The organism is Bradyrhizobium sp. AZCC 1578 (assembly GCF_036924675.1).
GTDB lineage: Bacteria > Pseudomonadota > Alphaproteobacteria > Rhizobiales > Xanthobacteraceae > Bradyrhizobium.
On the sequence record NZ_JAZHRZ010000001.1, the window covers coordinates 1,283,517 to 1,303,801 of the forward strand.

Below are 20,285 nucleotides of genomic sequence, written 5' to 3' on the forward strand. Positions count from 1 at the left end.
CTATTTCTTCTCTTCCGGCAGCTTTTTGTATTTCTCGACGTCGCGTGTCACCAACTGGCCGAGCACTTCGCTCGCGTGCTCGTTGGCGTCGGGCGCAACGGTGGAAAGATCGTGAAAACGCTTCTTCACCGCCTCGCTCTCGACGGCGGTTCTGGCGGCGGCGTTCAGCTTCGCAATGATCGCAGGCGGCGTGCCTTTTGGAGCGAACAGGCCGTTCCAACCCTGCGCCTCGAATTCGGGAAGGCCGGCCTCGGAGGAAGTCGGCAGGCCGGGCAAGGTTGCAAGCCGCACCGTTGAGCCGACGACGAGGCCCCTTACCAGCTTGTCATCGATCGCCTGCGACACTGACGCGGCCGCGTCGCAGACGCCGTCGATCTGGCCGCCGATCGCATCCGTCAGCGCCGGCGCCGCGCCGCGATAGCCGACCAGCGTCACGTCGATGCCGGCCGCCTGCACAAAGCTCTTGCAGATCAGGAAATTCGAGGAGCCGACGCCGGCATGGCCGAGATTGACCTTGCCGGGATTTTTCTTCGCATAGGCGATGAAATCCTGCAGGTTCTTGGCGGGGAAATCCTTGCGCAACGCGACGATACCGAACGTTTTCGCAACGACCGCGATCGGCACGAAGGATTCCGGCGTGAACGGCAGTTTTGGATAGATCGTATAGGTCGCGGCGCTGGTGCCGGCATTGCCGATCGCGATGGTATAGCCGTCTGCTTCCGCCCGCGCGGCACGCGCCAACGCAGTCGAGCCGCCGGCGCCTGCAACATTCTCGATCACGATCGGCTGCCCGAGCGACTTGGCCATCTCCTCGGCAACCACACGCGCGATCACGTCGGAGGTGCCGCCGGCCGCGAACGGCACGATCATGGTGATGGGACGCTTGGGATAATCCTGCGCGTGGGCTGCGACGGCGCATAGTAGCGCCACAACGACAATCGTCAGGCGCGACACCAAGAACCTCACGCGGGTTTTTGCAGATGCGCGGCTAGCCCTGCGAACAGGCCGCGGCCGTCGGTGCAGCCCATGATGTCTTCGACGTGGTTTTCCGGGTGCGGCATCATGCCGAGCACGTTGCCGCGCTCGTTGACGATGCCGGCGATCGACTGCGCCGCGCCGTTGATGTTGGATTCCTCGTCGACCACGCCCTCAGGGGAGCAGTAGCGGTAGAGCACCCGCCCCTCGCCCTCCAGCCGCTTCACCGTCTCCTCGTCGGCCTCGTAATTGCCCTCGCCATGCGCGACCGGCACGCGAATGACCTGGCCGGCATTGTAGCCGCGCGTGAACGGGCTATCGGAGCGCTCGACCCGCAGATGCACATCCTTGCAGATGAACTTCAGCTTCGAATTGCGCATCAACACGCCGGGCAACAGCCCCGCTTCGCACAGGATCTGGAAGCCATTGCAGACGCCGAGCACGAGCCCGCCACCGGCGGCATATTTGCGCACCGCGTCCATGACAGGCGCCCGCGCGGCAATGGCGCCACAGCGCAGATAGTCGCCATAGGAAAACCCGCCGGGCACTACGACCAGATCGGTCCCCTTCGGCAGCGCAGTGTCGGCATGCCACACCATCGCAGCCTCCTGCCCCGAGGCGAGCTTGAGCGCGCGCGCCATGTCGCGCTCGCGATTGATTCCGGGGAAGACGAGGACGGCGGATTTCATGGAGGTTCCCGGTTGGAAACGAGAATCGTCGGCAGAACCGCCGACCCGGCAGAGACATAACCATTTGACGCCGGTTTTTCCAGTGCTAGCGTCGCCAAAACGGCCCGCGCGGCAGCCGTGCTCAACAACAATCGCTCAGGGATGGAAGCCATGAATGTCCCGTCGCTGGCGGCCGCAGAGACCGAACCGATGGCGTCCGAAGGTGTCGTCGCGGCCGGTGTTTACGTCGATGGCCGCCGCGTCGCCAATATCGCCATCGAGGAGGCTTCGAGCTGGCGCAGCAAGCCCGGCCACGTCGTCTGGATCGGCCTGTATGAGCCGGATCTGGCGCTACTGAAAAGTGTGCAGCAGCAGTTCGACCTGCACGACCTCGCGATCGAGGACGCCAACCACGCCCATCAGCGGCCCAAGATCGAGCAATATGGCGACGGCCTGTTCATCGTGGCGCGAACGGCGCAACTGATCCAGGGCAGGATCGCGTTCGGCGAAACTCATTTGTTCGTTGGCGAAGGCTATCTCGTCTCGGTCCGCCACGGCGCATCGACCTCGTATGCAGCAGTGCGCGAACGCTGCGAGAGCTGCCCCCGCGCGCTGGCGCGTGGCGAGGACTATATTCTCTACGCCATCCTCGATTTCATCGTCGACAACTATTCCCCTGTCCTGGAAACCATCCACGACGAGGTCGAGAAGATTGAAGACGACGTCCTCGCCAGCACCATCACGCGGGCCCAGGTCGAACGGCTCTACATGCTGCGCCGGGATCTATTGCGACTGCGCAATGCGATTGGCCCCCTGGTGGAAGTCTGCCGCCGGCTCGAACACGACAACCTTCCGATGGTGCGTTCGACCATGCAGGCGCTGTTTCGCGATGTCACTGACCACGTCAGGACCATACAGGAGCGCACCGATTCAATGCGCGAGGTGCTGGCGTTCGCCTTCGAGGCAAGCCTTCTGGTCGGCCAGGCCCACGAGACGGCGGTCTCCAAGAAGCTGGCCTCGTGGCTCGCCATCATCGCCGTGCCGACGGCGTTGGCCGGAGTCTACGGGATGAATTTCAAGCACATGCCCGAACTGGAATGGGACTACGGATATTTCTTGGTGCTGGGGCTGATGCTCACCGCCTGCACCGGGCTGTACTGGCGTTTCCGCAGCGTGGGATGGCTGTGAGCGGCAAGCCCGCCGCTCACACCCTCATCCCAAAAGCTCGACCCGGTAGTTCTCAATCACCGTGTTCGCCAACAGCTTGTCAGCGGCATCCTTCAATGCCGCCTCTGCCTTGGTCTTGTCCGAGCCTGATAGTTCGATGTCGAACACCTTGCCCTGGCGGACGCTGGCGACGCCATCGACGCCGAGCGATTTCAGCGCGCCTTCGATAGCCTTGCCCTGCGGATCGAGGATGCCGGACTTCAACGTAACGGTAACGCGTGCCTTCACGAGATTTGCCCCAGTTCTTCTTTAGCTCTTCACCAGCACCGGACCCGAACCGGCCGGGCGCTCGTTCTCCATCAGAATGCCCAGGCGTTTCGCCACCTCGGTATAGGCTTCAAGCAAGCCGCCGAGATCGCGGCGGAAACGGTCCTTGTCGAGCTTCTCGTTCGACTTGATATCCCACAGCCGGCATGAGTCGGGCGAGATTTCGTCGGCGACGATGATCCGCATCATTTCGTTCTCAAACAGCCGGCCGCATTCCATCTTGAAATCGACCAGACGGATGCCGATGCCCAGGAAGAGACCGGTGAGGAAGTCGTTGACGCGGATGGCGAGCGCCATGATGTCGTCGATTTCCTGCGGCGTCGCCCAGCCGAACGCCGTGATGTGCTCTTCCGACACCATGGGGTCGTTGAGCTGGTCATTCTTGTAGTAAAATTCGATGATCGAGCGCGGCAGTTGGGTGCCCTCCTCGATACCGAGGCGCTGCGACAGCGAACCGGCGGCGACGTTCCGCACCACCACCTCCAGCGGCACGATCTCGACCTCGCGAATCAACTGCTCGCGCATGTTGAGGCGGCGGATGAAATGGGTCGGCACCCCAATGTCGTTGAGGTGCTGAAACAGGTACTCCGAAATCCGGTTGTTGAGGACGCCCTTGCCCTCGATCACCTGGTGTTTCTTGGCATTGAACGCGGTCGCATCATCCTTGAAGTGCTGGATCAGGGTTCCCGGCTCCGGACCTTCATACAGGACCTTGGCCTTGCCTTCATAAATACGGCGTCGACGGCTCATTGGGATGTACCGTGTTTTGTTGAAATCCATGAAATTGGTGTGCTCCGGATGACAAGGGTTTGCGACCACGACGGAGCTGCCGTGAAGGCCAGGTCCTGAACTTAAGCGACCGGAAACAGAACAAGAACCTCGCCTGATGGCAACCTAACCGATTGGCCCATCCAGCACAATCGACCCGGCCCGATTGGGCCCAACTTATCCCGATTGCCTGCGGCTTAACGGACTGTTGTTTTACCGATTCGCCCCCTCTATCTAGGTAGTCCATCGGGCGGCGACAACGCGGCCTTATTTACCGTTTGCGGGGATTGGAACCGAAGAATGACCACTTTCGACAAGCGCGAGGAAGGTTTTGAGAAGAAATTCGCCCTCGATGAGGAGCAGAAGTTCAAGGCCGAGGTGCGCCGGAACAAGCTGCTCGGTCTTTGGGCAGCGGAGAAGCTCGGGCTGTCGGGCGATGCCGCCACCGCCTATTCCAAGGAAGTGGTCGCGGCCGATTTCGAGCAAGCCGGCGACAAGGACGTCCAGGACAAGGTGGTGAAGGATCTTACCGCCAAGGGCGTCGCCGTCACCGCGCAGGAAGTTCGCGTCAAGATGGACGAACTGATTGCGGTTGCCGCCGCCCAGGTGAAGGCAGGGAACTAAGCGCAGCGAATAGGAAGTGGCGAATGGCGAATAGGAAAATACTATTCGCCACTCGCCATTCGCGCCTTTCTGTATTCTGCACGCACGATCTCCAGCAACCGCCGCGCCGCCGCGCTCAAAAATCCGCCGCGGCGGGTCACTGTGACGACGTCATGGCTTGCCTTGAGATCGCGCACGGCCATCGTCGAAATCGTCTTGTGTCGCAGTTCCTCTGCAGCGTTGCTCTCCGATAATAGCGCGATGCCGAGCCCCGCTTCGACCAGGCGCTTCTGCGCAGTCAGGCTGTCGACTGGCGTCCAGTCGATTTCGCCGAGGCCGTGGGTCTGGAACAGCGCAAAGACATGCGCGGCCGTGATCTCGCGCCGTCCCGGTACGACCGGAAATGCGATCCAGCGCTCGCCGCGCAGATCGGCGAGCTTTGCGATCCGGCGGCCGGCGCGCGGATGATCCAGCGCGCATACCACCTGCAGCCGCTCGGAGAACAGCAATTCGCAGTCGAGGTCGCGCGAGCGATCGCGATCATAACGCAGGCCGATGGTCACCTCGCCGCGGCGGACCATGTCGCTGACCTCCACGCTGGTCGCGGTACGCAGGCTCAATTCGACCTCGGGACGCTCGGCCGCGAAGCGCCTGAGAACCGCCGACAGCCGCCCGCCCGCAAGCGTGCCGACGACGGCGAGCGCGACCGGTCCTAAATCCGGCCGCGCCAGTGCGCGCACCGCATTCTCCGCATCCTGGGCCGCAGCCACCGCGCGCTCGGCATGAGGCACCAGCACTTTTCCGGCGTCACTCAGCGTCGTGCGCCCCGCGATCCGCTCGAACAGCGGCACGCCGAGTTCCTGCTCCAGCAGCGCAATGCGCCGCGAAATCGCCGGCTGCGAGCGGTGCAGCGCTTTTGCGGCATTCGAAATGCCGCCGCGGCGATGGATGGTCAAGAAGGTGAGAAGCGCATCGCTGTCCATGCTTCATCCATGCAAAAAGCTGATGATGCGTAGAGAAATAACAAATTTGGCTGATGGTAGATAGCCCGCTAGTTTCGTCGTCAACCAGACCGGCCAACAAACGAGGCGGAGATTGCCGATGCGAAGTCAGACGGAAAAAGCCGAGGCGTTTCGCGCGCTGCATGCGCGCCCGGGCGCCTTCATCATTCCCAATCCCTGGGACGCCGGCACCGCCAAGCTTCTCGCCGCGATGGGCTTTGAGGCGCTTGCGACCACGAGTCTCGGCCTTGCCAACACGCTCGGCAGCGTAACGGTCAGCCTCGACGCCATCCTCGAGAATTGCCGAGCGATCGCGGAAGCCACCGACCTTCCCGTCAACGCTGACCTTGAAAACTGCGGCGCGGACGATCCGAAGACCGCGGCGAAGGCGATCGCGCGCGCGGCCGAAGCCGGCGCCGTCGGCGGCTCGATCGAAGATTCGACCGGCGATCCGCAGAACCCGATCTACGACTTTTCGCTCGCGGTCGAGCGCGTGCAGGCCGCGGTCGAGGCGGCGCGCGCACTGCCCTTCCCGTTCACGCTGACCGCGCGGGCGGAGAATTTCCTGCACGGCCGCAAGGAACTCGACGATACGATCAAGCGGCTACAGGCGTTCGAGGCCGTTGGCGCTGATGTCCTATATTCACCTGGGCTCTACGACATCGGCACCATTCGCACTGTGGTGTCCTCGATCAGCAAGCCGTTCAACCTGGTGATGGGATTTGCCGATCCGACGCTGACCGTTCCGCAACTCGCCGAGGCAGGCGTCAAGCGCATCAGCGTCGGCGGCGCGATGGAACGCTACGCACTGGCGGCATTCTTGAAGTGCGCGCGTGAGATGAAGGAGCGTGGCGCCTTCACGTTTGTGCGCGACATGGCGCCGATCAAGGAGGTGCGGGCGGCGTTTGTCTGACGGTCTCTCCCGTCATTGCGAGCGCAGCGAAGCAATCCATTTCCTCAACGCGGGGATAGATGGATTGCTTCGTCGCGGAGCCTGTCATCGGGCGCGCATTCGCGCGACCCGTTGGCTCCTCGCAATGACGGTGGAGGCAGACGTCACTCCTCCTTAAATCCATACTCCGGCACATTCCCGCTGGCGCCGTAATATTTATACGGCAGGAATTTGCCGGACATCGTGATCTTGACCCGGTCGCCCTTGGGGTTGGCGACGCGCTCCAATGCCATGTCGAAATCGATCGCCGACATGATGCCGTCGCCGAATTCCTCTTCGATCAGCGCTTTCCAGGCCGGTCCGTTGACCATCACCATTTCGTAGAAGCGGTAGATCAAGGGATCGGTCGGCGGCATCGGCGTGCCGGTGCCGCGCATCGGCACCTCGTTGAGCATCGCAGTTTCCGCTTTCGACAGCCCGAACAATTCGCCGGCATTGGCGGCTTGCGGTTTCGTCAGCTTCATCTGGCCCATGATGGCGCCGACGATCAGCACTTCCGAATAGCCGCCGATCTTTTCGCAGATGTGTTTCCAACTCCAGCCCTTTTCGCGCTTGATGTCGAGCAGCTTCTCTGTGAGGTCTTCGCGCTTCATGCCTTATCTCCTTATGTACTCGTCATGCCCGGGCTTGTCCTGGGCATCCATGTTTTTGCTTCGTATTGCCTAGGCAGACGTGGATGGCCGGGCCACGCTCGGCCATGATGCCTCAATCGAATCCTCCGCCTCCGCAGCCAGCACCAATTCCGGCTTGCCCGGCCGCACGACCGGCACGTTGCGCGGATCATGATCGGTCACGGTGGCGGCAAACGTCTTGCTGCGGCTGACCAGGAAATCGACGATGTGATTGCGCACCGCGTAATAGAGCGGATGGCGGTGCAGATCGATGCGGCCGCGATCCTTCGGCAGCGGATTTTCCACGATCTCGGCCAACACGGCGCCCGGACCATTGGTCATCAGAAAAATCTTGTCGGCGAGATAGATCGCCTCATCGACATCATGGGTAATCATGAACGCGGTCTGCCCGGTCTCGAGGCAAATGCGCCGCACCTCGTCCTGCAGCGTACCCCGCGTCAGCGCATCCAGCGCCGAGAACGGTTCGTCCATCAGCATGATCTTCGGCGTGATCGAGAGCGCCCGCGCAATGCCGACGCGCTGCTTCATGCCGCCCGACAGTTCCGACGGCCGCTTGTGCTCGGAGCCGGTCAGCCCGACCAGATCGATGAACTTCTGCGCATGCGCCTTCACCTTTGCGCGGTCCCAGTTGCGCCACTTCGAGGTCACGGCATAGGCGACGTTGCCGAGCACTGTGCGCCATGGCAGCAGCGCATGGCTCTGGAAGATCACGGCGCGATCGAGGCTCGTCCCCTCGATCGCCTGCCCGTCGACGATAACCGCGCCCCCGCTCGGCTCGTCGAGGCCGGCGAGGATGTTCAAGACCGTGGTCTTGCCGCAGCCGGAATGGCCGATCACGCAGCCGAATTCGCCGCGCTTCATCGACAGCCAGAGATCCTCGAAAATCGTGGTCTCACCGCCACCCGCGCCCGGATAACGCCGCGCGATGCCCTCGATGGAAATGAATTTGTCGGTCATCGCCATCACTCCGGGAAAGTGACCATGCGCGTAAACCGCGCCAGGATCTGGTCGAGCAGCATGCCGACGATGCCGATCATGAGGATGGCGATGATGACGTTGGTGATCGAGAGATTGTTCCACTCGTTCCAGACGAAGTAGCCGATGCCGGTCCCGCCCACCAGCATCTCGGCCGCGACAATCACGAGCCAGGCGATGCCGATCGAAATCCGCATGCCTGTCAGAATCGTCGGTGCCGCCGCGGGCAGGATCACCGTGAAGGCACGCCTGACGGTGCCGACTTCCAGCGTGCGCGCGACGTTGATCCATTCCTTGCGTACCGCGGCGACGCCGAACGCGGTGTTCAAGAGCATCGGCCACACCGAGCAGATGAAGATGACGAAGATCGCCGAGATCGAGGAATCCTTGATGGTGTAGAGCGCAAGCGGCATCCAGGCCAGCGGCGAAATCGGCTTCAGAATTTGGATGAACGGGTCGATCGCCCTACTGATCAAGGGCGACATCCCGATCAAAAATCCGAGCGGAATGGCGGCGATCACCGCGAGCAGATAGCCGAGGCCGACGCGCGCGATGGAATAGCCGAGCTGGATGCCGAGCCCCTTGTCGTTCGGCCCGTTATCGTAGAACGGTTGCCTGAGGTGCTCCCACAATTTCGCGCCGACATCTGATGGACCCGGCATCGCCGATTTGCCCTGGGTCGCCGTCAGCCCCATCAGCTTGGCGTATTCGGGCGACATGGTGGTGGTCGCAGCCGTCGGCCGCGTGGCGAGATGCCAGATGCCGAGGAACGCCGCGAACAGCACGATCGAGACGACGGCGGCACGGAAACGAAGGGATGAGGTCATTGGGGATAGTCCCTCAGCATGTCGTCCCGGCGAACGCCGGGACCCATACGCTGCGCCGACTCTTTTAGGCACGATGTCGGAAACCTTCCTTCATTACTAACGCCGCGGAGTATGGGTCCCGGCGTTCGCCGGGACGACAGCGGCAAATGTGGTTGCGGCCCCTTCATCACGACGCCTTCCTGATCTTGAAGCTGGCGAGATAGTCCTCGGGCTTCGCAGGATCGAACGTCTTGCCCATCACCGAAAAGCTCTTGGTGGTGGCGGCGGGCGGCGTCAGTCCTGCTTCCTTCATCAGCTTGGCTGCGTCGGTGGCGAGATAGACCTGCGCGGCGATACCGGCATAGTCGATGTCGCCCTTGATCTGCCCCCAGCGCTTCATCTGGGTCATGATCCAGACCGCGAACGACTGCCACGGGAACGGATCGAAATCGACGCGGTTCGGCTGCTGGACGATGTTGCCGAGCCCGTCGGCGAAGGTGCCGGTCAAAATCTGCTCCAGCACGATCGGCGGCTGGTTAAGATAGTTCGCCGGCGCGATTGCCGCCGCGATTTCCTTGCGGTTCTCCGCCTTGTGCGCGTACGCAGTGGCTTCAATGATCGATTTGAGCAGCGCGCCATAGGTATTCGGCATCGTGGTGACGAATTCCTTCGACGCGGCGAAGGCGCAGCACGGGTGGCCTTCCCAGATATCCTTGGTCAGGATGTGGATGAAGCCGGCGCCGTCAAACACCGCGCGCTGGTTCATCGGGTCGGGCCCGAGAAAGCCGTCGATGTTGTCTGCCCGCAGATTGGCGACCATTTCCGGCGGCGGCACCGCGCGGATCTGCACGTCGGTATCGGGATCGATGCCGTGCTCGGCGAGGTAATAGCGCAGCAGGTAATTGTGCATCGAATAGTCGAAGGGTACGGCGAACTTGAAGCCCTTCCAGTCCTTCGGATTGCGCTTGTCCTTGTGCTTGATCGACAGCGTGATCGCCTGGCCGTTGATGTTTTCCACGGCCGGCATGGTGTAGGGAATTGGATTAGAGCCGGCGCCCATGGTGATGGCGAGCGGCATCGGCGACAGCATGTGGGCGGCGTCGTATTCCTTGTTGATGGTCTTGTCGCGAATGACCGCCCAGCCGGCGGTCTTGATCACTTCGACGTTCAGGCCGTTCTTGGCATAGAACCCCATCGGCGCGGCCATGATGATCGGCGTGGCGCAGGTGATCGGGATGAAGCCGACCTTAAGGTCTTTCTTTTCCAGCGGCCCGCCTTGCGCGAACGCTTCCGTCGCCGTCTTGAGCGGGAAGAACTGCGATAATGCCGCCGCTGCGGTTGCCGCGCCCACCGACTTCAAAAACGCGCGGCGCGCGACGTCCTGCGGGAAGATCGCGCGCATCACGGCGGAGGCGACCACGCCTTCGTAGCGTTTCTGCTCGCTCTCGATGGCGGACTGGACCTGCAATTGGGCGGCCTGGTGCTCGGCTTCGCTGACATGCTGACCGCAGCTACAGCCACCGGCATGAAGACGGCGGTTGGGATCGAATGGATTGTCGAAGGTAGACATCAGCCCTCCTGCGCGACGTTGCACCCTAATTAAGCAAGGCACATGCCAGCCCCGTTCTGCGGCGATGGCTCTGAGATCACAGGAATTCTGCTGACATTGGCGATTACGAAAATTCGTGATACACGAAATGTCGTAGTTGAATTACGAGATTTCGGAGTATCGACTGGATGGATCTGGCCCTCGGCTCAACCGCCCCGCCGCAGGACGTCGAACTGCGCACCGCCGCGTTCGAGTTCGCGATCGAGCCCGCGCTACTGCTCGATCCCCATGCCGACCAGATCCTCGACGCCAATCCGGCGGCCTGCACCCTGCTCGGCTATGACCGCGCCTTGCTGCGCCAGACCAAGGCCAGCACGCTGCATGCCGGACAATTGCCGGCGCTGATCGTGTTCACGCAGGCCGTGCTCGACAAGGGCGCGTACTGGAGCAACGCGCTCACCCCGCGCCACGCGACGGGGCAAAGCCTGCGCCTGGAATATGCCGGCTCACTGGTGCCGGGCGAAGGCCGCTCGCTGGTACTGCTCACCATGAGCGATCTCGACGCCCGCCGCCGACGCTATGTCGACGCGGCGGCCGAAGACCACATGCGCGGCGGGATCGCGACCTGGCAGCGGGTCGAACGGGTGTTCCAGGATATCGAGCGCGAAAACCAATTGATCCTGCGCGCCGCCGGCGAAGGCATTTACGGCGTGAACGCGGAAGGAAAGACCACCTTCGTCAATCCGGCCGCCGAGCGCATGCTGGGCTGGGCTGCGGAAGAACTGGTCGGCAAGGAAATCCACCCGATCGTTCATCACACCCATCATGACGGGCGGCACTATCCCGATCACGACTGCCCGATTTACGCGGCGTTTCGCGACGGTGCCGTGCACCAGGTTGAGGGCGAGGTGTTCTGGCGCAAGGATGGCACGCCGGTCTGGGTCGAATATACCTCGACGCCGATCCGCGACCGCGGCGTCGTGGTCGGCGCCGTCATCGTGTTTCGCGACGTCAGCCAGCGCCGCGAGGCCGACGAGAAGCTGCATGCGGCGCTTGCCGAAGTCGATCGCCTGCGCGAGCGGCTGGAGCTGGAAAACGCTTACCTCCAGGAAGAAATCCGCATCGAGACCAACCCGCGCGGCATCATCGGCCAGAGCGAGGCGATCCAGAAGACGCTGCGCCAGGTCAAGCTGGTGGCGCCGACCACCGCCGCCGTCATGATCACCGGCGAGTCCGGCACCGGCAAGGAACTGATCGCGCGCGCCATTCATGAAGCGAGTAGCCGCCGCGACCGGCCGCTGATCCGCGTCAACTGCGCGGCGATCCCGCGCGAACTTTTTGAGAGCGAGTTCTTCGGCCATATCAGAGGCGCCTTCACCGGCGCGATGCGCGACCGCATCGGACGGTTCGAGCTCGCCGACGGCGGCACGCTGTTTCTCGACGAGGTCGGCGAAATCCCGCTGGAGCTGCAGGGCAAGCTCTTGCGCGTGCTGCAGGAGGGCAATTTCGAACGCGTCGGCGAGGAGCGCACCCGCGCGGTCGACGTGCGCGTGATCGCCGCCACCAACCGCGACCTCAAGCAGGAAGTGCAGCGCGGCCGCTTTCGCGAGGACCTCTATTTCCGCCTCAACGTATTCCCGGTGGAATCGGTGCCGCTGCGCGAGCGGCGCGAGGACATTCCGCTGCTGGCGCAGCATTTTTTGACGCGCGAGAGCAAGGCGCTGAAATCCGACCTGCGCCTGTCGGAAGGCGATGCCCGCCGGCTTGCGCGCTACGACTGGCCCGGCAATGTCCGCGAACTGCAGAACGTGATCGAGCGCGCGGCGATCCTCGCCCAGAACGGTCGGCTGCGCATCGACCTGCCCGATGTATCGGGCACATCGCCCTCCTCCGGCGCGGCGCGCGAGAAAGCCGACGCCCGTCCTGTGGTGATGACCTCATCGGAAATGCGCGCCCACGAACGCGCCAACATCCTCGCGGCACTTGAAGCCTGCTCCGGAAAAGTGTTCGGCCCCGGCGGCGCGGCCGAGATGCTCGACATCAAGCCCACCACGCTGGCCTCGCGTATCAAGGCGCTGGGAATTGCAAACGGGCGCGGCTTGGCTGGCTGATTAGGGCGTGTACTCATAAACCACGGGCTTCCCACGGCAAGCGGAAGGCACCCGGCTTGACGGTGATCGGCGGCTTGTGACCCTAGGCAGACATTCGCGTCCAATTTTACGCGAGGTAACCGAAGCACCGTCACAAGAATTTCAACGCCGTTACGACCAGGAATACGCAGCAGGCCGGCGCTGGTCAGTCTGACCGCTGCTGCGACCCTCTGCTCCTTTGGGGCCGTTCGCAATATGAGAACGTACTGATCTCAACAAATCATTGTGCCGGTATCGAACCTTGCGCGTTAGCCCAGCACATATTTGCAGTGTTCCGACCAGATTATTCAAACGGATAGGAAAATGCTGCCATGCCTTCTGAAACCAAAGACATGTCTCCTGAAACCAAGGAACTTCTCAAGTCGACCTGGGCAAAGGTGATTCCGATCAGCGATATCGCGGCTGGTTTGTTCTATGAGAGACTGTTCACGCTCGATCCATCGCTGCAGCGATTGTTCAAGGATGCAGATATGAAAGAGCAGCGCCGGAAGCTGGTCCAGGCATTGAGTGCCGTGATCAACAGTGTCGATGACTTGCCGTCGTTGGTACCGACGCTAGAGATCCTCGGGCGAAACCATATTCGGTATGGCGTAGAGGATCGGCATTACGACACGGTTGGTGCAGCCTTGCTATGGACCCTAGAGCGGGGTTTGAAAGAGGCTTGGACGCCAGCGGCGAAGTCGGCCTGGGTGGTGGCATACAGCACCGTGTCCGGCGTCATGCGTGATGCGGCAGCCGCATCGCGAGAGAACGCGACCGCACAGGCAATTTGAATCTGGCATGTCGCCTCTTGGCCCAAAGGCGACATGCATCAATGTTGGTTTGATAATCAATGTTGGTTTGATAATCGCCTTCCGAGAGCAAGCGGACCTGACTGAATTACGAGTACATGCCTAGTAGCGGCGGCCGCCGACGGCGAATGGTGAAGCGCCGGGCAGCGAATTGAATTCGCTGTCGAGGCGGCCCGACTGCTGGACGTAGCCGACGCCGAGCGACAGGCTGAGATTCGAGGTCGCCTGAAATTCGATGCCGGCATTCACGCTGGAGATCGGCAGCGTGCCCGACTTGGAGTCGAACGGCGCGAACGGGCCGCCGATGCCGGTATTGTATTTCAGCGTGTCGAATCCGGCATAGAAGGTGACAGGCAAGCCGCTGTTCTTGAGGCTGTAGCCGAACTGAACGCCTTCGCTATAGAGCGAGCCGAAACCGCCGAACGCACTCTGGCTGAGACCGCTGAGGCCCATGCTGCTGCGCTGGCTGCCGACAAAAAAGCCGTTTGAAAAGTTGTAGCGCGCATAGGACGAGCCGTTTCCGACGTCGCGGAAATCGAAGCTCGGAAAGCTGCCGTATGCGTTCGGGCTCTCGCCCGCTTCCCCGCTGAAACCCATCGGCCAGCCCGGGATCCAGTAATTCACCGGCGAGGCCTGGGCGTGAGCGGCGCGCGCGCCAAGGCACAGCGTCGCCGCGACCAGTACGAGACCGAATTTGCGTGAAAACATCGACATCCGCGACCACCCGACTGCGCCGCGACTATACGCAGCGGATATCGGGAACGCCAGAGCGGCGCGGTGGCGGTTCCATCAGGTCGCAGGCCGCGATGTTGCAGTCCGATTCGTAGACTCAGACTGCAACGTCGAATACCGTCCTCACGCCGCCTTGGTGGTGAGCTTGGCCTCCGTCGGCAGCCCTTCCTCGATCGGCAGCGACGGATCGCGCGACCACTCGTTCCAGGAGCCGAAATACATCCGCACATCCTTCACGCCGGCGTTCTTCAAGGCGAGGAACGTGTTCGAGGCGCGCGCGCCCTTGAAGCAGTAGAGATAGACCGGCGTATTCTGCGTGATGCCGACGGTGGCGCATTCCGCCAAAATCTCGTTCTTGGACTTGAAGCGCGGCCCTTCCGCGGTCGGCTTCATCATGCGGTACCATTCGAGCCAGACGGCGCCGGGGATGCGTCCCTTGCGCGGGCAGAAATCCTTCCCATACGGAGAAGAGCTTTCGCCGATCCATTCGTCGATGTCGCGCACATCGAGCAAGGCGATACCGGGCTTGCCGACGGCGGCCAGCATGGTCTTGGCATCGATCAGGATGTCGCCCGCTTCAGGCAGAACCGAGAACGATGCCTTCACCGGCGACGGCACGTCCGTGGTCACCGGCAGGCCCGCCGCCGCCCAGGCATCAAAGCCGCCATGCAGCACCTTGACCTTGGGATAGCCGAGCATGGTCAGCAGATAGTAGCCGCGGCAGGACTGCCCGAAGCCGGAATTCATCGACTGCTCGTAGATGACCGCGGTCTCTTTGCCCGAAAGCCCGGCGGCGCCGAACGCATCGGCGAATTTCGTCTTCAGTTCGTGAATACCTTCCGGCGTCGAGGTCGCGAGATAGGTGAAGATTTCATGGACGTTGACGGCGTTCGGGACATGCCCCGCGCCGTAAGTTTCGGGATTGCGGGTGTCGATGACGACACACGGCTCTTGCTTGAGGAATTCCGCGAGTTCGCCGGCAGTAATCAGAACGTCCGTCATGGCAGGCCTCTCCTGTTTCGTGGTTGCGGTTGGAGTCGATCGGAAATCCCTTAGTGCTCGTCGCCGGCCAGCATCTTGCGCAACTGCTTGGTGGCGGGCGTGACGATGGCGACGAAATAGGCTTCGCGCAGCCGCCGCTGGGCGCGGTGGCTCTTCAAATAACCGCGCGCGCCGCAATGAAGCATCGCCGCATGCGCAGCCGCGACGCTGGCGTCGCCGGCGCGCAGCCGCAGCGCGATGACGCGGCGCCAGTAGCTATCGTCGGAATTGTAGGGGTCGCGCGCCAGCGCCATCGTCTCCTTCTCGAACTCGGCATGGAGTTCACGGAATTGAGCAGGCTGTTGCGGCAGATAGCGGTTGACATGGCTCAAGGGCGCGTCGACCTCGTCCATGATCTGGATGCAATCCTTGATCAGGCCGAGCGCCATGCCGGCCTGCAGCAGGATGAAACCGGCGCGGATTTTCTTCACGAACGGTCCCGCCGGTTCGGCAAGGATCAGTTCATCCGGCACGAAGACGTCGCGGAACTGCACGGCATAGGTGCCGGTGCCATCCATCGCCAGGAACGGCTTGCACGGCTGCAGCGTGATCGCCGGGTTGGCGCAATCGGCAAGGAACATCACGATGCCGCCGCCCTTGTCCTCGCGCTCGAAGATGGTGCCGAAGAAATGATCGGGACCGAGGTTCGACACCCAGGGCAGCGCGCCGCGCACGATATAGCCGCCCTCGACTCTCCGTCCCTTCAGCTTCAGCTTCTCGATGCCGAAAAAACTCTTCATCGGGTTGGAGAGCCCGGTGCCGCCGAGAATCTCGCCGCTGGCACACTTGCCGGCGAATTTGGCAACGAGTTCTGGATTGTTTGAATTCGAGGCGTACCAGACCAGCGTGTTCTGGCACCACGCCATGAAGGCGGTGGCGCCGCAGACCTCTCCAAGTGCCGCGATCGATTGAATGGCGCAGCGCAGGTCCGCCACGCCATCCGCTGGCCGGTGGCTGCCCCACGCGCCGACGTGCCCGAGACGCCGCAGCAACGCATCCGGATAGACGGTGCCCTCGTCGATGGCCGCGGCCTGGGGTGCGAGTTCTCTACGCGCAATCGCCGCGACCTGATCCACGATCGATGCCGCGGGAAGATTTTCGGCAACTGCGAGCCGCGATACCGCCACCGAACCCATGAGAACCTCCGCACCCCAGTGCTTGCTTGTTGCGACTGCTTATGCGCTGACGTCGAGATTGACCGGCCGCGTAAAGGTGTTGGCGACCGGCGACCATTTCTTGACATGGGCGACCAGCGCATCGATCTCGCTCTTCGGAATGCCCTCGCATTCCATGTCGACCTTGACGCGCACATCGGTGAAGCCGACCGGCTTTTCGCTGACGTCGCCGGTGCCCCACACCGCCGTGATATTGAGGTCGCCTTCGAGCTCGAGTTCGAGCTTGTTGACGATCCAGCCACGATGCACGGCGTTGGCGTGCAGGCCGACCGCAAGGCACGAGCCGAGCGCGCGGCGAGCGAGGCTTCGGAAGGATTCGGCGCGGTGTCGTCGCCGAGCAAGCCCGGCGGTTCGTCGACGATGTAGGGCGCGAGGTTGCGGATGTAGTTGGCGTGACGGAACTTGCCCTCCGCCACCGTCTTGCACTTCAAGGTCTTGATGACCTTCGGATTGGCCTTGCCGTTGGCGATGAGCTGCTCGAGCCCGTTTTTGTCGATCGGGGCCAGGCAGCCCGTGAGCACCGTTTTTTGAGCGACCGCGGTCATCATTTCTCTCCCTAGGGTAGGATACCGAACGTTCTGTTTCCTGCATGAAGCGTGCCAGATCAGGCCGAAATCAAAAGCCGAACGTCTCTCGTCGCTTAGTGTGCCTGCCCGGAAATTGGTCAGCGCTGTGCTGCACAGGCGCGAAGCAATTGCCGCGTGCTTGCGATTATTTTCGCCGCAAAGATGCTGCTTGATGATTGCGCCGCGCTCCGATTAACTGCGGCGCATGGGCAAATCAGTTTCCAAGCGGAAAGCTGTCGCGGCGTCGGCCGCAGGCGACGAGGAGTCCGCGCGCGGCCGCCTGCTCAATGCGGCGACGCATCTGTTCTGCAAGAACGGCATCAACGCCACCGGCATCGACGCGATCATCGACGAGGCCGGCACGGCGAAAACCACGCTCTACAAATTGTTCGGATCGAAGACCAACCTCGTCAACGCCGTGCTGGAAAGCGAAGGCAAGGCCTGGCGTGAATGGTTCATCGGCGCGATGGAGGATGGCGGCGGCGATGCGCAGGCGAAACTGAAGCGGATTTTTCCGGCGCTGAAGCGCTGGTTTGCCGAGGAGCGCTTCTACGGCTGCCCCTTCATCAATGCGGTCGCCGAGCACGACAAGGAAGCCAAACAGTTCCGCAACATCGCGCTGCGCCACAAGAAGGTGGTGCTGGCGCACATCGAAAAGCTCGCCAGTGAGATGGGCGCCGCCGAGCCGCAGATGCTGGCCCATCAACTCGCGCTGTTAATAGACGGCGCCATCGTCGCCGCCATGGTCACGCGCGATCCCGCCGTCGCGGATACCGCGGGGCTTGCGGCGGGCTCGCTGTTTGGGCCGTCGAAGGTGAAGAAGCCGAAGCGCGCGGGTAACCCTGCGGAGCTTGTCGCCGTCTGAGGCAGGCTAGGGCGCTAATCATAGTCCGCTCTTGGAGCTAAAGCACATATGCGTTGGTCATGCCAGAATTGCGCCTTTTGACCCTGAGCAGACCTAGGCCAGATTGAAATCCCGCACCGCAGCGGGCCCTTCTCCCTTTTACCCGCCAATGAAGTGGTCTAGGCTTCTCGGCGAGCTGCCTTGAAGCGGGAGGTGCCGAGTTCTTCGCAGGTAAACGGGCAGCGATAGTGCCGTTCGGCCGGCATATTTCTGCGTGAGCCGGGCTTTTTTAGGGCTCAATCGAACAGCGCGGAGATCACTCATGAATACGAGATACAAGATGGGGTTGGCCATGGTGGCCGGCCTTGCACTCGGTGCCGCGGCGGTCCAGGGGCTGCACGCGCAAGGGAAGCCGCCCGTGTACTTCGTCGCGGAAGTCGACGTGATGGATCAGGAGGCCTATGGCAAGGAATATGCCCCGAAAGCGCAGGCCCTGATCAAGTCACACGGCGGTAAATTTCTTGCCATTGGAGGAATCGGTGGCGCAAACGCGAAACAAATAACTGGATTTGATGGCCAAACACCAAAGCGCGCCGTCGTCCAGGTCTGGGACAGCATGGAAAAACTCCAAGCCTGGCGCAATGATCCGGAGTACAAGAAGCTACGAGAGGTCGGCGACAAATACGCGAAATTCCGCTCCTTCGCCATCGAGGGCACGCCACAATAGCGGACGCCTCATCACCGGAGTCGAGGGGCCGCCAGGCATCGGCGGCCTCTTCGTCATTGGAGAACCCAGGACCGCAAAACGCGGGGCTTGATGTCCCACTGCATATTCAGCAACTCGCCGAGGTGCTGGATCGAGTGAGGATCTTTGCTGCTGTGCAGGAGTTCCGTAGTTGGCACAAAGCAGACTGCTGAAGGCCAGTCTTGGCTGTCCCCTTACCGATGGCAAAGCGACATCGCCAAATCCATTGGCGTCCTGGTTTATGAGTACACGAGCGACGCGGGCGCCGTGACGATCAGGCTGCGCGCCCAAACAATCCCGCCGGCCAGGATCAGGCCCACGCCTGCGGCGCGGCTGAGCCATGGGCTGCGTGCGACCAGTTTCTCGAAGGCGACATAGATCGCCACCGCCGCGATCCACACCAGGTTCATCACGCCCGCAACGAACAGCAGCGCCATCAAAAACCAGCAGCAGCCGACACAGTAGCTGCCGTGCCGAAAGCCCATGCGCAGCGCGCCCATGGCGCCCGGTTGCCAATAGCGGCTGAGGAAGAACACCGGGCTCTGGCAGTAGCGCAGGCACGCGCGCTTGACCGGCGTGAGCTGATAGAGTCCGGCGGCAACCAGGATGATCCCGGCGAGCATGCTGCTGGTGCTCGCCATCATGCCGGACAGCAGCCCGGCCTGGTCGAGTGCCCACTGCACCGCGACCGCGGCCAGGCTAAAGCCGGCCCATATCAGGAGATAGCCGGCGAGAAAGAGCCAGCTTGTGACGACAGGACTATCCGCCGCCTGCCTGCGCTTGATTGCCGTAAACAGCAGCACCATCGGCGCGGCGCTCGGCACCATCATCGCGATCATCATCACCCACCACATCGCGAACATCAGCGCGGCCTGCGAGGGCGACCATGGCTCGGGGTCCATCGGCATGTCGGCCATGCTCATGTCGATGCCGGCGCCGGCGACCAGGTAGCCCCAGGCGAAGGCAACCACGGCAGCCATGCCGAAAGCCACGATCAGGCGATCGTGGCGCAAGGTCTGTTCAAGCGCAGAGGTCCCGGACATGGACTTAACCTCCGCCACGGAAACGGCACGTCGAAAGGTGCCTACAGCGCTAGGCCGCGACACCTTCCGGCGTCTGGACCACGTTGGCCAGCGAGCTGTGTGTGCCTTCGGTGTCGAACCTGATGGCGCCGGTCGAGCGGATGTTGGACGAGGCGACCTCCGCAGCCCTGTGTTCGAAGCCCTCGGGCATTACGACCTGGATGCGGTGGGGTTCTCCGGTCACCGGATTCTTGATCGGCTCGACCTCGGTCTCAAGCACGCCCTTGGCCACCATGCGCGCGACGCGTCCATCCTTGTCGAATGAAAACTCGATCGGCACAAACAACGGCTCATGCATTTTGGTCACGATCAGGCTGAGAATCTGGAACAGCGTGCCTTCGGCGGAGTTCTGGCCCGACATGATCTTGAAAAGCGCGTCGCGTTGTTCGGGTGTGGCGCGCTCGTCGATGATCGGCTGTAGCTGGCCGTTGCCCTCATGCAGCGCACCCGGAAAATGAACGGTCGCCGCGAAAACCAGGCCGTCGAGTTTCGTCTTTTCGAAATGCCCCTTGGTGATCCTCATGCCGACCAGGCCCTTGCAATAGCCGTGGGTCGGCCGCGCGTTGAAATCGCACGGACAGCCAAACGCGCAATTGCAGTTCTTGATCCATTCGCCTTCGAGACGCCAGTCAGATGTAGCCATCGCACACCTCCGATTTGCGTTGTCGATTGGACTGCAGTCGCTTAAGTGCGAGCTTACCTCGTTTGTGCCGCAAGGGACAGTGACCGGGCGGGC

The 20,285-nt window shown here is 62.2% G+C and carries 21 protein-coding genes and 1 pseudogene; 7 read left to right on the top strand and 15 right to left on the bottom strand.

Going from position 1 to position 20,285, the window contains the following annotated elements:
- Nucleotides 1-954, bottom strand: coding sequence for a tripartite tricarboxylate transporter substrate-binding protein (locus V1290_RS06630; RefSeq protein ID WP_334363624.1), 954 nt, complete (start codon nt 952-954; stop codon nt 1-3).
- An 8-nt stretch (nt 955-962) separates the two neighbouring features.
- A complete protein-coding gene (gene purQ / locus V1290_RS06635) occupies nt 963-1,664 on the bottom strand; it encodes a phosphoribosylformylglycinamidine synthase subunit PurQ (RefSeq protein ID WP_334363625.1) in 702 nt (233 codons plus the stop codon).
- Nucleotides 1,665-1,814: 150 nt separating this feature from the next.
- Here purQ and V1290_RS06640 point away from each other — a divergent pair, with 150 nt between their 5' ends.
- Nucleotides 1,815-2,831: a magnesium and cobalt transport protein CorA gene (locus V1290_RS06640; protein WP_334363626.1), complete on the top strand. Its 1,017-nt coding sequence runs from the start codon at nt 1,815-1,817 to the stop codon at nt 2,829-2,831.
- A gap of 24 nt (nt 2,832-2,855) precedes the next feature.
- On the opposite strand, the gene purS is transcribed toward V1290_RS06640, so the two are convergent.
- On the bottom strand, nt 2,856-3,098 hold the full coding sequence (purS, locus tag V1290_RS06645; protein WP_334363627.1) for a phosphoribosylformylglycinamidine synthase subunit PurS: 243 nt from the start codon (nt 3,096-3,098) through the stop codon (nt 2,856-2,858).
- A 21-nt stretch (nt 3,099-3,119) separates the two neighbouring features.
- Nucleotides 3,120-3,887, bottom strand: a complete 768-nt coding sequence (gene purC, locus V1290_RS06650) for a phosphoribosylaminoimidazolesuccinocarboxamide synthase (RefSeq protein ID WP_008974302.1) — start codon at nt 3,885-3,887, stop codon at nt 3,120-3,122.
- A 318-nt stretch (nt 3,888-4,205) separates the two neighbouring features.
- On the opposite strand from purC, the gene V1290_RS06655 reads away from it, so the two are divergent.
- The gene (locus tag V1290_RS06655; protein WP_334363628.1) at nt 4,206-4,529 is read left to right on the top strand and encodes a DUF1476 domain-containing protein; all 324 of its coding nucleotides are present in this window, start codon (nt 4,206-4,208) and stop codon (nt 4,527-4,529) included.
- Nucleotides 4,530-4,570: 41 nt separating this feature from the next.
- Here V1290_RS06655 and V1290_RS06660 read toward each other — a convergent pair whose 3' ends face one another.
- Nucleotides 4,571-5,491, bottom strand: a complete 921-nt coding sequence (locus tag V1290_RS06660; RefSeq protein ID WP_334363629.1) for a LysR family transcriptional regulator — start codon at nt 5,489-5,491, stop codon at nt 4,571-4,573.
- A 118-nt stretch (nt 5,492-5,609) separates the two neighbouring features.
- Between V1290_RS06660 and V1290_RS06665 the strand changes: the two genes are divergently transcribed.
- Nucleotides 5,610-6,422, top strand: coding sequence for an isocitrate lyase/PEP mutase family protein (locus V1290_RS06665; RefSeq protein ID WP_334363630.1), 813 nt, complete (start codon nt 5,610-5,612; stop codon nt 6,420-6,422).
- Nucleotides 6,423-6,565: 143 nt separating this feature from the next.
- Here the strand turns inward: V1290_RS06665 and cynS are convergent, their stop codons facing one another.
- From cynS to V1290_RS06685, 4 genes are all read right to left on the bottom strand, one after another.
- Nucleotides 6,566-7,054 carry a cyanase gene (gene cynS, locus V1290_RS06670; RefSeq protein ID WP_213285820.1) on the bottom strand — a complete coding sequence of 163 codons (489 nt, stop codon included), beginning with the start codon at nt 7,052-7,054 and terminating at the stop codon, nt 6,566-6,568.
- A 69-nt stretch (nt 7,055-7,123) separates the two neighbouring features.
- Nucleotides 7,124-8,050, bottom strand: coding sequence for an ABC transporter ATP-binding protein (locus V1290_RS06675; protein ID WP_334363631.1), 927 nt, complete (start codon nt 8,048-8,050; stop codon nt 7,124-7,126).
- Between the two features lie 5 nt (nt 8,051-8,055).
- Entirely contained in the window at nt 8,056-8,895 is an 840-nt protein-coding gene (ntrB, locus tag V1290_RS06680) for a nitrate ABC transporter permease (protein WP_334363632.1), read from the bottom strand.
- 166 nt (nt 8,896-9,061) lie between these two features.
- Nucleotides 9,062-10,444 (bottom strand): CmpA/NrtA family ABC transporter substrate-binding protein, encoded by a 1,383-nt coding sequence (locus V1290_RS06685; protein ID WP_334363634.1) that lies wholly within the window; start codon nt 10,442-10,444, stop codon nt 9,062-9,064.
- Between the two features lie 167 nt (nt 10,445-10,611).
- Between V1290_RS06685 and V1290_RS06690 the strand changes: the two genes are divergently transcribed.
- Nucleotides 10,612-12,534 carry a sigma 54-interacting transcriptional regulator gene (locus tag V1290_RS06690; protein WP_334363635.1) on the top strand — a complete coding sequence of 641 codons (1,923 nt, stop codon included), beginning with the start codon at nt 10,612-10,614 and terminating at the stop codon, nt 12,532-12,534.
- A 350-nt stretch (nt 12,535-12,884) separates the two neighbouring features.
- Nucleotides 12,885-13,346, top strand: a complete 462-nt coding sequence (locus tag V1290_RS06695) for a globin family protein (protein ID WP_334363636.1) — start codon at nt 12,885-12,887, stop codon at nt 13,344-13,346.
- A gap of 120 nt (nt 13,347-13,466) precedes the next feature.
- Here the strand turns inward: V1290_RS06695 and V1290_RS06700 are convergent, their stop codons facing one another.
- The 4 genes and pseudogenes from V1290_RS06700 to V1290_RS06715 form a co-directional block, all read right to left on the bottom strand.
- Nucleotides 13,467-14,078, bottom strand: coding sequence for a hypothetical protein (locus V1290_RS06700; protein WP_334363637.1), 612 nt, complete (start codon nt 14,076-14,078; stop codon nt 13,467-13,469).
- A gap of 141 nt (nt 14,079-14,219) precedes the next feature.
- Nucleotides 14,220-15,098 (bottom strand): sulfurtransferase, encoded by an 879-nt coding sequence (locus V1290_RS06705; protein ID WP_334363638.1) that lies wholly within the window; start codon nt 15,096-15,098, stop codon nt 14,220-14,222.
- A 50-nt stretch (nt 15,099-15,148) separates the two neighbouring features.
- The gene (locus V1290_RS06710) at nt 15,149-16,273 is read right to left on the bottom strand and encodes an acyl-CoA dehydrogenase family protein (protein WP_334363639.1); all 1,125 of its coding nucleotides are present in this window, start codon (nt 16,271-16,273) and stop codon (nt 15,149-15,151) included.
- 39 nt (nt 16,274-16,312) lie between these two features.
- Nucleotides 16,313-16,857: pseudogene (locus V1290_RS06715) on the bottom strand (OsmC family protein).
- A gap of 226 nt (nt 16,858-17,083) precedes the next feature.
- Between V1290_RS06715 and V1290_RS06720 the strand changes: the two are divergent.
- Together V1290_RS06720 and V1290_RS06725 are read left to right on the top strand one after the other, a co-directional pair.
- The gene (locus tag V1290_RS06720) at nt 17,084-17,743 is read left to right on the top strand and encodes a TetR/AcrR family transcriptional regulator (protein WP_334363640.1); all 660 of its coding nucleotides are present in this window, start codon (nt 17,084-17,086) and stop codon (nt 17,741-17,743) included.
- A 301-nt stretch (nt 17,744-18,044) separates the two neighbouring features.
- Nucleotides 18,045-18,449, top strand: a complete 405-nt coding sequence (locus V1290_RS06725) for a DUF1330 domain-containing protein (RefSeq protein WP_334363641.1) — start codon at nt 18,045-18,047, stop codon at nt 18,447-18,449.
- A 257-nt stretch (nt 18,450-18,706) separates the two neighbouring features.
- Here the strand turns inward: V1290_RS06725 and V1290_RS06730 are convergent, their stop codons facing one another.
- Together V1290_RS06730 and V1290_RS06735 are read right to left on the bottom strand one after the other, a co-directional pair.
- A complete protein-coding gene (locus V1290_RS06730; RefSeq protein ID WP_334363642.1) occupies nt 18,707-19,510 on the bottom strand; it encodes a DUF2182 domain-containing protein in 804 nt (267 codons plus the stop codon).
- A 49-nt stretch (nt 19,511-19,559) separates the two neighbouring features.
- A complete protein-coding gene (locus tag V1290_RS06735) occupies nt 19,560-20,192 on the bottom strand; it encodes a DUF1326 domain-containing protein (protein WP_334363644.1) in 633 nt (210 codons plus the stop codon).
- Nucleotides 20,193-20,285 lie beyond the last annotated feature (93 nt).